At 73.0% G+C, this 14,142-nt stretch carries 13 protein-coding genes and 1 pseudogene; 9 read left to right on the top strand and 5 right to left on the bottom strand.

Features of this window, described 5'->3' with window-relative positions; translation table 11 throughout:
* The first annotated feature begins 34 nt into the window (after window positions 1–34).
* The 5 genes from AB0761_RS11050 to AB0761_RS11030 all read left to right on the top strand — a co-directional run bounded on the left by AB0761_RS11050 (window position 35) and on the right by AB0761_RS11030 (window position 5,396).
* Window positions 35–973 carry an LD-carboxypeptidase gene (locus tag AB0761_RS11050; protein WP_377268805.1) on the top strand — a complete coding sequence of 313 codons (939 nt, stop codon included), beginning with the start codon at window positions 35–37 and terminating at the stop codon, window positions 971–973.
* An 89-nt stretch (window positions 974–1,062) separates the two neighbouring features.
* The gene (locus AB0761_RS11045; RefSeq protein WP_377268804.1) at window positions 1,063–2,055 is read left to right on the top strand and encodes a hypothetical protein; all 993 of its coding nucleotides are present in this window, start codon (window positions 1,063–1,065) and stop codon (window positions 2,053–2,055) included.
* A 141-nt stretch (window positions 2,056–2,196) separates the two neighbouring features.
* Window positions 2,197–3,795, top strand: coding sequence for an ABC-F family ATP-binding cassette domain-containing protein (locus AB0761_RS11040; protein WP_377268803.1), 1,599 nt, complete (start codon window positions 2,197–2,199; stop codon window positions 3,793–3,795).
* Between the two features lie 322 nt (window positions 3,796–4,117).
* Window positions 4,118–4,351, top strand: a complete 234-nt coding sequence (locus AB0761_RS11035; protein ID WP_377274010.1) for a helix-turn-helix domain-containing protein — start codon at window positions 4,118–4,120, stop codon at window positions 4,349–4,351.
* A 196-nt stretch (window positions 4,352–4,547) separates the two neighbouring features.
* A complete protein-coding gene (locus AB0761_RS11030; protein ID WP_377268802.1) occupies window positions 4,548–5,396 on the top strand; it encodes an enoyl-CoA hydratase/isomerase family protein in 849 nt (282 codons plus the stop codon).
* Between the two features lie 64 nt (window positions 5,397–5,460).
* Here the strand turns inward: AB0761_RS11030 and AB0761_RS11025 are convergent, their stop codons facing one another.
* From AB0761_RS11025 to AB0761_RS11015, 3 genes are all read right to left on the bottom strand, one after another.
* The gene (locus AB0761_RS11025) at window positions 5,461–6,222 is read right to left on the bottom strand and encodes an SDR family oxidoreductase (RefSeq protein ID WP_377268801.1); all 762 of its coding nucleotides are present in this window, start codon (window positions 6,220–6,222) and stop codon (window positions 5,461–5,463) included.
* Between the two features lie 351 nt (window positions 6,223–6,573).
* The gene (locus AB0761_RS11020) at window positions 6,574–7,440 is read right to left on the bottom strand and encodes an SURF1 family protein (protein ID WP_377268800.1); all 867 of its coding nucleotides are present in this window, start codon (window positions 7,438–7,440) and stop codon (window positions 6,574–6,576) included.
* 47 nt (window positions 7,441–7,487) lie between these two features.
* Entirely contained in the window at window positions 7,488–8,546 is a 1,059-nt protein-coding gene (locus AB0761_RS11015; RefSeq protein WP_377268799.1) for a DEDDh family exonuclease, read from the bottom strand.
* A 219-nt stretch (window positions 8,547–8,765) separates the two neighbouring features.
* On the opposite strand from AB0761_RS11015, the gene AB0761_RS11010 reads away from it, so the two are divergent.
* The 4 genes and pseudogenes from AB0761_RS11010 to moaA all read left to right on the top strand — a co-directional run bounded on the left by AB0761_RS11010 (window position 8,766) and on the right by moaA (window position 12,995).
* Complete coding sequence (locus AB0761_RS11010; protein ID WP_377268798.1) at window positions 8,766–9,809, top strand: zinc-dependent alcohol dehydrogenase family protein; 1,044 nt, start codon at window positions 8,766–8,768, stop codon at window positions 9,807–9,809.
* A gap of 188 nt (window positions 9,810–9,997) precedes the next feature.
* Window positions 9,998–10,306, top strand: coding sequence for a DUF485 domain-containing protein (locus tag AB0761_RS11005; RefSeq protein ID WP_377274009.1), 309 nt, complete (start codon window positions 9,998–10,000; stop codon window positions 10,304–10,306).
* Window positions 10,303–11,927, top strand: a pseudogene (locus AB0761_RS11000) (cation acetate symporter). The gene AB0761_RS11005 and the pseudogene AB0761_RS11000 overlap by 4 nt, the downstream one beginning before the upstream one ends.
* Window positions 11,928–11,996: 69 nt before the next feature.
* Window positions 11,997–12,995: a GTP 3',8-cyclase MoaA gene (moaA, locus tag AB0761_RS10995; RefSeq protein ID WP_377268797.1), complete on the top strand. Its 999-nt coding sequence runs from the start codon at window positions 11,997–11,999 to the stop codon at window positions 12,993–12,995.
* A 140-nt stretch (window positions 12,996–13,135) separates the two neighbouring features.
* On the opposite strand, the gene AB0761_RS10990 is transcribed toward moaA, so the two are convergent.
* Window positions 13,136–13,393: a hypothetical protein gene (locus AB0761_RS10990; protein WP_377268796.1), complete on the bottom strand. Its 258-nt coding sequence runs from the start codon at window positions 13,391–13,393 to the stop codon at window positions 13,136–13,138.
* A 221-nt stretch (window positions 13,394–13,614) separates the two neighbouring features.
* Window positions 13,615–14,001: a DUF3099 domain-containing protein gene (locus AB0761_RS10985; protein ID WP_377268795.1), complete on the bottom strand. Its 387-nt coding sequence runs from the start codon at window positions 13,999–14,001 to the stop codon at window positions 13,615–13,617.
* Between the last annotated feature and the right edge of the window lie 141 nt (window positions 14,002–14,142).

Here is a 14,142-nt window from a genome sequence, read left to right as displayed (position 1 = left end):
CAGAGAACCGCCAACCCAGCCCAGGAGGCGCCCCATGGCCGAGCCTGTCCGCCCCCTCACCCGTCCCCGCCGGCTGGCGCCCGGCGACCGGGTGGTCGTGGTGGCACCCAGCGCATCAGTGCCCGCCGAGCGGCTGCACCTGGGCTGCGGCATCCTGCGCTCGTGGGGCCTCGAGGTCGAGGTGGCCCCGCATGTGCTGGACGTCCACCCCGGACTGCGCTACCTCGCCGGCACCGACGCCGACCGCGTCCGGGACCTGGAGCGGGCGTGGCTGGACCCGGACGTCGCCGCGGTCGTCTGCGCCCGCGGCGGCTACGGCGCCCAGCGCATCGCCGACCTGCTCGACTGGGACGCGATGCGTGCGGCCACACCCAAGGTTTTCGTCGGCTACAGCGACATCACCGTGCTGCACGAGGCCTTCGCCGTCCGCCTGGGCCTGGCCACCGTGCACGGTCCGATGGCGGCCGCGCTGACCTTCGTCAAGGACGACCGCACCGCGGAGCACCTGCGCCGCACCCTCTTCGAACCCGACAGCGCACAGGTCATCACCTCCGCCACCGCCGAGACCCTGGTCCCCGGCCGGGCCCGCGGCATCACCGCGGGCGGTTGCGCCAGCATGCTCGCCTCCGAGCGCGGCACCCCCTGGGCCCGCCCGTCCTTCGCCGGCGCGATTCTGCTGCTGGAGGACGTCGGCGAGGACCTCTACCGGCTGGACCGGATCCTCACCCAGCTGCTGCGCTCCGGTGCCCTGGAGGGCGTGGCCGGGATCGCCCTCGGCTCCTGGGCCGACTGCGGTCCGGCGGACCGCGTCCGCGGCCTGATGCTGGACCGGCTGGCCCCGCTGGGCGTTCCCGTGGTGTGGGAGCTGGGCTTCGGCCACGGCCCGACCACCCTGACGGTCCCCCTGGGAGTGCCCGCCGTTCTGGACGCCGACGCCGGCACCCTCACCCTGGAGACCCCAGGACTCGCCTGACCCGGGTCCGGCGGATGTTCGCCGGGTCGTCGCCTCCCGGTCGCCGGAAGCCGGCCGGGGCGTTCGCCGGCCGCGGATACGCTCCGCCCGTGGTCCGTACGCTGCTGCGCAAGCCTGCCTCCCGAACGGCCCTGCCCCCGATCGCGGTGCTGCTGGTGCTGCTCGCCGGCGCCGCCGCGTACGCCAACCGCCCGGTCCCCTTCGGCGACCGGGTCGCGGTCCCGGGGGTGAGCGACGCCCGGCCGGTCTCCTCGGAGACGCTGGCGGCCGACGGCCTGGAACTGCGGATCGGCCCCGGACTGGAGGCCTATGACAGCCGTACGGGCGCACACCGCTGGTCCTATCGCCGGGAGGGCGCGGTCGCACTCGGCCTGGTGCGCTCCGGCGGGGATGCGGTGGTCGTCTGGGACGACGGCCTGGTCACCGCGGTGCGGCCCGGCGACCACCGGGTGCGCTGGCACCGGGCGGTTCCGGGCCTGGACTCCTGGCTGCGTCACGGCGGGAGCGCGGCGGACACCGCGGAACCGTCCGCGGCGGTCGGCACCGGTGCCCCCGCCGCCACCGGCCGGCAGCGGGGCCTCGCGACGGCGCAGGAGCGGGCCCGCGCGGTGCTGCACCCCGTGGACGGCCCGGAGCCGTGGCTGGCGGTGCTGACGCCGTCCCTGGCGATGGCCTTCCGGGAGCGGGACGGCGACATACGGTGGATCATCCGCCCCCCGGCCGACTGCTTCTACGACCCGGCACGGGCGGCCCGCACCGATGCCGATCTGGTCGTCGTCCGGCCCTGCGCCGATGGCGACGGGACGGGGACGGCCCGGGCGGGCCGGGCCGAGGGGTTCGGGATCGACGGCCGCCACTGGTGGCTGCGGGTCGGGCCGCAGGCACGGCCGGCCCGGCTGGACGGGCAGCGGATCACCCTGGCCGACGGTCCCGTGCTGGGTGTGCGGGTGATCGACGCCGGGCACGGCGCCCCGGTTCCCGGCTGCCGTTCCCCCTGGGCCGCGCTGGCCGCGCAGCTCCCCGCCGGGCACTGCCCGGCTCCGGCGGGGAAATCCGCAGGGGGCCGCTCCGGCGGACGGTAGACTGACCCGTATGGCTGTTCTCTCCGGGCATTAGCGGCACTCGGTCCGCACCGCACCCCAGGCCCCCCGCCGTCCCGCCGATCCCCCTCCCGACGCGCTCTCGCGCGCCCGGGAACGGCCCGCCCCCAGGAGTCCTCCGCCATGATCGCCGCCAACGCCGTGGAACTGCGCGCCGGCGCCCGCATCCTCATCGAGTCCGCCAGCTTCCGCGTGGGTCCCGGCGACCGTATCGGCCTGGTCGGCCGCAACGGCGCCGGCAAGACCACGCTCACCAAGGTGCTCGCCGGCGACGGCATCCCCGCGGCAGGCACCGTCACCCGCTCCGGCCAGGTCGGCTATCTGCCGCAGGACCCCCGGACCGGCGACCTGGATGTGCTGGCCCGCGACCGGGTGCTCTCCGCCCGCGGTCTGGACGCGGTGCTGCGCAATATGCGCATCTCCGAGGAGAAGATCGCCAACGGCAAGGGCGCCACCCGCGACAACGCCATGAAGAAGTACTCGCGGCTGGAGACCGAGTTCCTCACCAAGGGCGGCTATGCCGCCGAGGCGGAGGCCGCCACCATCGCGGCCAGCCTCGGTCTGCCGGACCGGGTGCTGGGGCAGCCGCTGCACACCCTCTCCGGTGGCCAGCGCCGCCGGGTGGAGCTGGCGCGGATCCTCTTCTCCGACTCCGATGTGCTGCTGCTGGACGAGCCCACCAACCACCTCGACGCCGACTCGATCATGTGGCTGCGGGACTTCCTGAAGACCTACCGCGGCGGCTTCATCGTGATCTCCCACGACATCAATCTGGTGGAGACCGTGGTCAACAAGGTCTTCTACCTGGACGCCAACCGGTCCTGCATCGATGTCTACAACATGGGCTGGAAGCAGTACCAGCAGCAGCGCGAGGCGGACGAGAAGCGCCGCAAGCGCGAGCGCGCCAATGCGGAGAAGAAGGCCGCCGCGCTCAACTCGCAGGCCGACAAGATGCGTGCCAAGGCCACCAAGACGGTCGCCGCCCAGAACATGGCCCGCCGCGCGGAGAAGCTGCTGGCCGGACTGGACCAGGTGCGGCAGAGCGACCGGGTCGCCAAGCTGCGCTTCCCCGAGCCCGCGCCCTGCGGCAAGACCCCGCTGACCGCCGAGGACCTCTCCAAGTCCTACGGCTCGCTGGAGATCTTCACCGGGGTCGACCTGGCCATCGACCGGGGCTCCCGGGTCGTGGTCCTCGGCCTCAACGGTGCCGGCAAGACCACCCTGCTGCGGATGCTCGCCGGTGTGGAGCAGCCCGACACCGGGGAGGTGCGGCCCGGCCACGGCCTCAAGCTGGGCTACTACGCCCAGGAGCACGAGACCCTGGACCCGGACCGCACCGTGCTGGAGAACATGCGCTCCGCCGCTCCGGACATGGACCTGGTGGAGATCCGCAAGATCCTGGGTTCGTTCCTCTTCTCCGGCGACGATGTGGACAAGCCCGCCGGGGTGCTCTCCGGTGGCGAGAAGACCCGGCTGGCACTGGCCACCCTGGTGGTCTCCAGCGCCAATGTGCTGCTGCTGGACGAGCCGACCAACAACCTCGACCCGGCCAGCCGCGAGGAGATCCTGGGCGCGCTGCACTCCTTCAGCGGCGCCGTGGTGCTGGTCACCCACGACGAGGGCGCGGTGGACGCGCTCCAGCCGGAGCGGATCATCCTGCTCCCGGACGGGGTCGAGGACCTGTGGAGCGCGGACTACGCAGACCTGGTCACGCTGGCCTGAGCCGACCGCGCTGGACACGGATCCTTCATCCGGCGCAGAAGAGTTCATATCCGCGGGCGTCGCCGCTGCCTTTCGGCAGCAGGCGGCGCCCGCGCCGCCATTTGACTTCCGTTTTACTTGTAAAACCGGTTTGATCAGGTATTTCTTCGGGGCCGTCGGCGTACCCCGGGGGCGTACGGGTGAACGGTGAGCGCCCTTGCAGCGCGCGGACACTACGGGTGTCGAGCGATTTTGGCGTATCGACCTTGTGGAATGGGTGGCCAGGAGGCTCCCCATGGGTGATCATGGGAATCCGACCGAGCACTGCTACGAGGAGGCACGGGTGGCCGAGACTCTGAAAAAGGGCAGCCGGGTGACCGGTGCCGCACGTGAGAAGCTCGCGGCCGAGCTGAAGAAGAAGTATGACTCCGGGGCGAGCATTCGTGCGCTCGCCGAGGAGACCGGCCGCTCCTACGGCTTCGTGCACCGCATGCTCAGTGAGTCCGGGGTGACCCTTCGGGGCCGGGGCGGTGCCACGCGCGGCAAGGCCAAGACTGCGGCGGTCGTCGGCTCCTGAGAGGGCCGCCGCCGTACCGGCGGGCTGTACCCGGACAGATCCGGGCCCGCCCAGCCGGAACCGTACCGATCCACAACCGTACCCAGAACGGACGCATCGGCGGCGGGGCCAGCCCCGGCCGCCGATCGTCGTGCCCTCATGGTTACTCTTCGGTAGCATCCCCTTCGGGGGACCATCCGAGACCATGGAGGCTGCCGTGACAACTCCTGCCGACCGACCCGTCCCCACGTCCTCTCCGGCAGCACCCGGCGGCCCCGGGACCGCGCCGGAGGAGTGGGAGCAGGCAGGCGTCCGCCTGGAGGTGGACGGCGCCCTCGCCACCGTGACCCTCTGCCACCCCAAGCGCCGCAACGCCCAGACCCCGGCCATGTGGCGGGCCCTGGCCGCCGTCGGGAGTTCGCTGCCCGGCAGCGTGCGGGTGGTGCTGCTGCGCGCCGAAGGGGTCTCCTTCTCGGCCGGGCTGGACCGCGCGATGTTCACCCCGGAGGGCATCCCCGGCGAGCCCAACTTCCTCTCGCTGGCCGCCACTTCCGACGAGGAGACCGACGCCGTCATCGCGGGCTTCCAGGAGGGCTTCAGCTGGTGGCGCCGGCCCGACGTGATCACGGTCGCGGCCGTCCAGGGCCATGCGGTGGGCGCCGGCTTCCAGCTCGCGCTCGCCTGCGACCTGCGTGTGGTGGCCGACGATGTGCAGTTCGCCATGAAGGAGACCGCGCTCGGGCTGGTCCCCGACCTCACCGGAACCAAGCCGCTGGTCGCCCTGGTGGGTTACGCCCGCGCCCTCGAGATCTGCGTCACCGGCCGCTGGGTGTACGCCGAGGAGGCCGTCGCCGGCGGCCTGGCCAACCTGGCCGTACCCGCCGCGGAGCTGGACGCCGCCGCCCGGGACCTGGCGGGAGCGCTGCTCGCCGCTCCCCGCAACGCCGTCATCGAGACCAAGGCGCTGCTCCAGGGCGCGGTCGACCGCGGCTACGACGAGCAGCGGGCAGCCGAGCGCGCCGCCCAGACCCGCCGTATGCGGGACCTCGCCGGCCTCGGGGACTGACCTCCGCCACCGCCGGGGCTGCCCTACGGCGCCCGCCGCACGGCAGCCCCGGCCCGGCCGGAGCTCACAGGCCCCGCATCGCTCCACCGTCCACCGGCACCATCACGCCGGTCAGGTACGAGGCGGCCGACGACATCAGGAACGCGGCCACCTTGCCGAACTCCTCCGGGGTGCCGTAGCGGCGCAGCGGGATGGCCGCGGCGTTGCGCTCCCGGGCGGCGGCCGGGTCGCCGCTGAGCTCGTCCAGCTCGCGCACCCGGTCGGTGTCGATCCGGGTCGGCAGCAGACCCACCACCCGGATGCCCCGCGGGCCCAGCTCGTCGGCCAGCGTCTTGGCGGCCATCGCCAGGCCCGGCCGCAGGCCGTTGGAGATGCCGAGACCGCTGAACGGCTCCCGTACGGACGCCGACAGCACAAAGCCGATCACCCCGCCCTCGGTCAGCTCGGACGCGGCCGACCGGGCCAGCCGCAGCGCGCCGAGGAAGACCGACTCGAAGGCGTCCCGCCAGTCGTCGTCCGCCATCGCGGTGATCGCGCCCGCCGGGGGGCCGCCGACGCTGATCAGCACACCGTCCAGCCGGTCGAAGCGTGCCCGGGCTGCGGCGATCAGCCGCTCGGGGGTGCTGCCGTCGGCGTTGTCGGCCGCCACCCCGAGAGCCCGGGGCGGACCGCCCAGCTCGGCGACGGCCTTGTCGACCGATTCCTGCTCGCGCCCGGTCACCACGACGCGGGCACCCTCCTCCACCAGCTGGTGAGCGGCGGCCAACCCCAGCCCTCGGGTGGAGCCGGTGACGATGAAGACTCTGTCCCGCAGTCCAAGATCCATGGCTCCATGATGCCTTTCGGCCCGCGAAACGGGTTGCTTGGGACCACGGGGAGTTTCGCGCCGGGCCGCGCCGCTGCGGCGCGCACACCGGTCAGCCGGCCGGAGGGAGCGGGACACCGGGCGCCCTGACGCCGAGGACCGGGATGGTGAGGCCGGGGATGCGGAGGGGCCGCGCGGGAGGTCAGGTGCCCGCGCGGCCCCACTTCGACCTTTCCCCGCCCGCGGCGCGACTATCCCCGTGCCGGGCCGCCGGTCCTCCGGGTGCACCCCCGCAGGGTGTCGGGAGGGCGCGTTCGGGCCCGACGGGGGATCGGCTGACCGGGCGTCACCACTCGGCCGTTCGGCCGAGGCCTACTCGCGGACGGTTGCCGTGGCACCGACGGGCTCTGGTGCCGCGCCGCCGCCGTCCTCCCCGTCCCCGTTCCCGGCCCCTCCGACGCCGCCGGCCGCAGCAGCGGCCGCCGCCTGGTCACGGAGGTCCTTCGCCTCGCGCCGCGCCAGAATCACCCAGCCGACCGGGACCATGGCCGTGAACAGCCACCACTGCACCGCATAGGCCATGTGCGGGCCGATGTCCGAATGGTCGGGGGCGGGCAGCTGCTGGGCGCGGACCCGGGGCTCCGGGGTGGTGGTGACCAGCTCGATATAGCCGCCGAGGACCGGGTGGCCGAGCCGCTTGGCCTGCTGGTCGCTGTTGATCAGCATGAACTGCCGGTCGGGCAGCCCCCCGCGGTCGCGGATACCGCTGCTGTGACTGGTCTCGTCCGCCCGCAGCCGGCCGGTCACGGTGACCCGGCCGGTCGGCGGGGCCGGCACCTTGGGGTAGACGGTGGCGTCGTCGCCCGAGTCCACCCAGCCCCGGTTGACCAGTACGGTGGCGCCGTCCGCGGTGACCAGCGGGGTGATCACGAAGTAGCCGATGGTGCCGCCGTCGTCGGCGGTGCGCTGCCGCACCACGAACTCGTCGGCCGGGTCGTACTGTCCCACGGCGCTGACCGTCCGCCAGGTCAGATCGCTGGGGACGTCGAAGCCGGGCCGCATCAGCGACCCGATCGGCACCGGCCTGGAGCCCAGGTTCTCGCCGATCAGGGTGTTGCGGGCCACTCTCGCCTCATGGCGGTGCAGCTGCCAGAAGCCCAGCCGGATCATGGTCGGCACGAGCAGCAGCGCGAGCAGCGTCGTCACCAGCCAGCGCCGGGAGAGCAGAAATCGGTACACACCGGCACGGTACCCCTGCCCCCGGGACCGGCTCCCGGCGGGGGTCGTCAGGCCGGAGCGGGACCCTGCCCGGGGACGGCCGCCTCCCGCCCCGGGCCCGCGGTGGACGGGCTGACGTCCCGCAGCAGCTGCAGGAACGCCTGCTCGTCCATGACCGGGGTGCCGACCTCACGGGCCCGCCGGGCCTTGCCGCTCCAGCCGCCCGGCTCATTGGTGACCAGCAGGCTGGTGAGCCGGCTCACCGCGGAGGCGACATGCAGACCGGCCTCCACGGCGCGGTCCTCCAGCAGCTCCCGGTCGGTCGCGGTGTCGCCGGTGAAGGCCACCCGCATGCCCTGCACCAGCGGGCCGCCCTCCTGCCAGCGCCCCGGGTTGGGGTACGGGCAGGCCGGACGTCGCCGGGACGGCCGATAGGAACCCCAGGAGGAGCCCCCCTGGCGGGCCCCCGGCACGGAGGGGCGCGGGTCGGGCGCCTCCACCGGCTGCACGCACGCGGTCAGCGGCAGCGCCAGGCCCGCCGACGCGGCCATGCGCAGACTGGGCCGGAAGGCCTCCGCCAGCACCCGGGCGTCGTCCAGCGCATGGTGGGCGCGCTGCTGCCGTACCCCGAAGTGCGCGGCCAGCGACTCCAGCTTGTGGTTGGGCAGCGGCAGCCGGAGATCCCTGGAGAGCACAATGGTGCAGAGCCGCTGCCGGACCGGGACCGTGCCGCCCATCCGGCGGAACTCATGGGCGATCATGTTCCAGTCGAAGAGTGCGTTGTGCGCCACCAGCACCCGCCCGGCGAGCCGCTCCGCCAGCTCCTCCGCCACCTCGGGGAAGGTCGGCGCGCCCTCCAGCATCTCGCTGGTGAGCCCGTGGATCCACACCGGCCCGGGGTCACGCTCCGGGTTGACCGGGCTGTACCAGTGGTCGACCACGTCGCCCTGCCCGTCCAGCCGGTAGACGGCGGCGGAGACGATCCGGTCGCTGCGCCCCAGCCCGGTGGTCTCCACGTCGACCACCGCATACCCCTCGGGGTAGGCGGCGGGCCAGTCGGGCGGCGGTGGGCAGGCGAAGGGCGCGGTCCACTGGGCCTCCCCGTCCGGGGGCTGGAGGGCGTGCATGATGGATCACCATAAGGGCAACCGCCGACAGTGATCGGACGATCACCGTGTCGCGGCCGCACAGGGCGCATGATGCTGTCCGGAACCTCCCGCAATAAGGTGTTCGCCGGGACGACGGCACCAGCCGTGCCGCCCACCCCCGTCGAGCCCTCCGCCAGCAGCGGACGCGACCGGCGGAGCCTCCTCGGCACAGACACCCCCGCAAAGGAAACCCCTGGTATGCGCGCCACCGTGATCCACGGCCCCAACGACATCCGCGTCGAGGAGGTGCCGGACGCCGCGGTCCGCCACCCCACTGACGCGGTGGTGCGGGTCGTCCTCGCCTGCATCTGCGGCAGCGACCTGTGGGCCTACCGCGGGGTCGCCGCCCGGCAGCCCGGGCAGCGGATCGGCCATGAGTTCCTCGGCGTGGTGGAGGAGGTCGGCTCCGAGGTCTCCGGCGTGCGTCCGGGCGATCTGGTGGTCGCCCCCTTCGTCTGGTCCGACGGCGTCTGCGACTACTGCCGCGAGGGCCTGCAGACCTCATGCCCGCACGGCGGCTTCTGGGGCGAACCCGGCTCCGACGGCGGCCAGGGCGAGGCCGTGCGGGTCCCCTTCGCCGACGGCACCCTGGTGGGCCTGCCCGCGGAGGCGGCCTCCGACGAGCGGCTGCTGACCGCACTGCTGGCCCTCTCCGATGTGATGGCCACCGGGCACCACGCGGCCCTCGCCGCCGGGGTGCGGCCCGGCTCCACGGTGGCGGTCGTCGGCGACGGCGCGGTGGGCCTGTGCGGGGTGCTGGCCGCCCGGCGGCTCGGCGCCGAGCGGATCGTGGCGCTCGGCCGCCACCAGGCCCGTACCGAGATCGCCCGCTCCTTCGGCGCCACCGATGTGGTCGCCGAGCGCGGTGACGAGGCGATCGCCGCGGTCAAGGAGCTGACCGGCGGTCAGGGTGCCCATGCGGTGCTGGAGGCGGTGGGCACCGAGCAGTCGATGCGCACCGCACTGTCCATCGCCCGCGACGGAGGCGCGGTCGGCTATGTCGGGGTGCCGCACGGCGGCAGCGCGGGCGTCGACATCCGCCAGATGTTCGACCGCAATGTGGCGCTGCGCGGCGGCGTCGCACCCGCCCGCGCCTACATCCCCGAACTGCTGGCGGATGTGCTCGCCGGGCGGATCGACCCCTCCCCGGTCTTCGACCGCACCGTGGACCTGGACGGCGTCCCGGACGGCTACCGGGCGATGGACGACCGCTCCGCGCTGAAGGTACGGATCAAGCCCTGAGGGGGTTGTGCGACGGGGGTTTAACGGCGCGTCATGCGGCGGATGTACAAGGCAGCGTAAAGAAGTGGCGCACATCACACTCCGGTGCGCCGCTTCGCTCCCGCACATGGTTCCTCACCCCGACGACAGCGTCAGGAGAGACCCTCGTGGACATCACCCCGCAACCGGACGCACCACCTGCCACTCCCGTGTCAGCCGATCCACAACTGATCCAACGTATCGAGGAGGGTGAGGAGTTCCGCGGTCTGCGCAGGGCCTTCCGCGGCTTCGCCTTCCCCCTCACCGTCGCCTTCATCGCCTGGTACCTGCTCTACGTCCTGCTGTCCAGCTACGCCCCCGGCTTCATGGGGACCACCGTGGTCGGCCACATCAATGTGGCGCTGGTGATGGGCCTGCTGCAGTTCGTCACCACCTTCGTCATCGCCTGGCTGTACTCGCGGCATGCGGCCCGCCGCCTCGACCCGCCCGCCACCGCGATCCGGGAGGCCGCCAAGTGAGCACCCACACCCTGCTCGCCGCCTCCGCGGCCACCCAGCACCGCGGTCTGACGATCACCCTGTTCAGCGTCTTTGTGCTGATCACCCTGGGGATCACCATCTGGGCCGGCCGCCAGACCAAGGACGCCACCGACTTCTACGCCGGCGGCCGCTCCTTCAGCGGCTTCCAGAACGGCCTCGCCATCTCCGGCGACTACATGTCCGCCGCGTCCTTCCTCGGCATCGCCGGCGCCATCGCCCTCTTCGGCTACGACGGCTTCCTGTACTCCATCGGCTTCCTGGTCGCCTGGCTGGTCGCCCTGCTGCTGGTCGCCGAACCGCTGCGCAACTCCGGCCGCTACACCATGGCCGACGTGCTGGCCTTCCGGATGCGCCAGCGCCCGGTGCGCACCGCGGCGGGCATCTCCACCATCGTGGTGTCGATCTTCTATCTGCTGGCCCAGATGGTCGGCGCGGGCTCCCTGGTGGCGCTGCTGCTCGGGGTCACCGGCGACGCCCCCAAGCAGTGGACCATCGTCGGGGTCGGCGCGCTGATGGTGCTCTACGTCACCATCGGCGGTATGAAGGGCACCACCTGGGTGCAGATCGTCAAGGCGGTGATGCTGATCGCCGGCACGCTGCTGATCACGATCCTGGTGCTGGCCAAGTACCACTTCAACCCCTCGAGCCTGCTCGGCGCCGCCTCGGACGCCAGCGGCAAGGGGTCGGCCTTCCTGGAACCCGGGCTGAAGTACGGCCTCAACGGGACCACCAAGCTGGACTTCATTTCGCTGGCCGTGGCCCTGGTCCTCGGCACCGCCGGACTGCCGCACATCCTGGTCCGCTTCTACACCGTCCCCACCGCCCACGCCGCCCGCAAGTCGGTGATCTGGGCCATCGGGATCATCGGCGGCTTCTATCTGATGACCCTGGCGCTGGGCTTCGGCGCGGCGGCCCTGGTCGGCCCCGACGCCATCAAGGCCTCCAACGCGGCCGGGAACACCGCGGCGCCGCTGCTGGCCCAGGAGGTCGGGGGCGGTGCCGGATCCACCGGCGGCGCCATCCTGCTCGCGGTGATCTCCGCGGTGGCCTTCGCCACTATCCTGGCCGTGGTCGCCGGGCTCACCCTGGCCTCGTCCGCGTCCTTCGCCCACGACCTGTGGGCCAATGTGATCCGGCGCGGCAAGGCGGGGGAGAAGGAGGAGGTGGGCGCGGCCAAGATCGCCGCAGTGGTGATCGGCGCCGTCGCCATCCTGCTCTCCATCTTCGCGGACAAGCTGAACGCCGCCGCCCTGGTGGCCCTGGCATTCGCGGTGGCGGCCTCCGCCAATCTGCCCACCCTGCTCTACAGCCTCTTCTGGAAGCGGTTCACCACCGCGGGCGCGGTGTGCTCCATCTACGGAGGCCTGGTCGTCTCGGTGCTGCTGGTGGTCTTCTCCCCCCGGTGGTCTCCGGAAAGCCCACCTCGCTGATCCCGGGATCGGACTTCGCCTGGTTCCCGCTGGAGAACCCCGGTCTGGTCTCCATCCCGGTGGGCTTCCTGCTCGGCTGGCTGGGCACCCTGCTCTCCAAGGAGTCCGCGGACCCCGCCAAGTACGCGGAGCTGGAGGTACGGTCGCTGACCGGTCTCGGCGCCCACTGACCGGCCCTGGACGGACGGCCGCCTGCCCTGTCCTGACCGGCGACTAAGCTGGGGCCCAGGACAGGGGAGGTGGCCACCGTTCTCATCGACTCCTTCGGCCGCACAGCCGTCGATCTGCGTGTGTCGCTGACCGACCGCTGCAATCTGCGCTGCACCTACTGCATGCCCGAGGAGGGCCTGCAGTGGCTGGGCAAACCGCAGCTGCTCACCGACGAGGAGATCGTCCGCCTGGTGCGCATCGCCGCCACCGACCTCGGTGTCACCGAGGTCCGCTTCACCGGCGGCGAGCCGCTGCTGAGGCCCGGCCTGGTAGGCATCGTGGCCGCCTGCGCGGCCCTGGAGCCGCGCCCCGAGCTCTCCCTCACCACCAATGGCATCGGTCTCGGCCGCACCGCCGCTGCGCTGCGCAGCGCCGGCCTCGACCGGGTCAATGTCTCCCTGGACACCCTCGACCCCGAGGTCTTCGCCCGGCTCACCCGGCGCCACCGCCACCCCGACGTCCTCAGCGGCATGGCCGCGGCCGAGGAGGCCGGGCTGACCCCGGTGAAGGTCAACACGGTGCTGATGCGCGGGGTCAACGACCACGAGGCGCCCGACCTGCTCGCCTGGTGCCTGGAGCGCGGGTACGAGCTGCGCTTCATCGAGCAGATGCCCCTGGACGCCCAGCACGGCTGGGACCGCTCCTCCATGGTCACCGCCGAGGAGATCCTGGACAGCCTGGCCGCCCGCTTCACCCTCACCCCGGAGCCGGCCGCCCGGCGCGGCGCCGCCCCGGCGGAGCGCTGGCTGGTGGACGGCGGTCCGGGCAGGGTCGGGGTGATCGCCTCCGTCACCCGGCCCTTCTGCCGGGCCTGCGACCGCACCCGGCTGACGGCCGACGGGCAGGTCCGCAACTGCCTGTTCGCCCGCGGGGAGACCGATCTGCGCACCGTCCTGCGGGACGGCGGGTCCGACGCCGAGATCGCGGAGCTGTGGCGGGCCGCGATGTGGGGCAAGAAGGCCGGAGCCGGCATCGACGACCCCGACTTCCTCCAGCCGGACCGCCCCATGTCGGCCATCGGCGGCTGACCGCCACCTGCTCTGCGGCCCACCTGCTCTGTGGCCCACCGGCCCTGGGGCCCACCGGTTCCGCTGCGCCCCGCCGGAGGGCGGCGGCCCCGCCCGCACGGGCCGGCGGCCGGACCGGGTGCGTCGCTGCCCGGAGCGCCTCAGCCCTCCCAGTCGGACAGCGGCACCACGTCCTTGAGGAACCCGCGCACGCCGAGGAACTGGGAGAGGTGCTCGCGGTGCTCCTCGCAGGCGAGCCAGGTCTTGCGGCGGTCCGGGGTGTGCAGCTTGGGGTTGTTCCAGGCCAGTACCCACACGGCGGTCTCGCGGCAGCCCTTGGCCGAGCAGATCGGCGCTCCGCCGGGGCTGTCGGCGCCGGGCGGGGCAAGAAGGGGATGCGGCTGCTGGGGGGTGGTCATCGCGTTTCCTGACGGCGCGGGGAAGGTCTCCCGGCCAGTCTCCCACCCTGTCCAGACATGGCGACGCCGGGCAGCCACGGGGGGAGCCGCCCGGCGTCGGTCCGTCGCTCCGACGGGGGATGCGGAGCGCGTGAGCAGTATGGCACGGGGAGAGGCCCTGACGGGCACGTAACCCCCCTATTGATTTGAGCTTCCTTTGAGGGTTCTGCCGGGGGTCCGGCTCAGCCCTGCTCCGGCCGCCGCTCCTCCGCCTCGCCGACCAGTGTCACCGGCTCAGGCCGGGGCTCCTCGCCGGGTTCCGGGGCCGGAGGCGGGCCGATCATCGGCCTGGGCTGCTCCCCGACGAAGCTGCTGGGCAGCCCGGGGGCGTTCTCCCGTCCGGCGTTGGCGATCACCACCGCGATGTACGGCAGGATCGCACCGCCCACCAGGGCGACCACCGCGAGGGGACGCTCCACATTCCACAGCACCACCGCGAGGATCACGCAGAGTGTGCGGATCGACATGGAGATGATGTAGCGCCGCTGCCTGCCGCGTACATCGTCGGTGAGACTGGCGCGCGCTCCGGTGATCCGGACCACCTCGTCACGCCGGATCCTCTTCCCCATCAGCCATCGCCGCCCTGATCTCCGCGTTTGCCTCAACGGTACGCCGTGCCGGCCGGGGGAACGAGAGGGCCCCCGCGGCCGCCCACCGCGGCAGGGAGTAGCGGCCGCCCGCCGAGGGCAGATGCCTGGTGCGCCCCGGCG

Origin of the sequence: Peterkaempfera podocarpi (assembly GCF_042466665.1) — a bacterium.
GTDB classification, from domain to species: domain Bacteria; phylum Actinomycetota; class Actinomycetes; order Streptomycetales; family Streptomycetaceae; genus Peterkaempfera; species Peterkaempfera podocarpi.
Note: the sequence above shows the minus strand (reverse complement) of the source record. Positions and strands in the feature narration are given on the sequence as shown.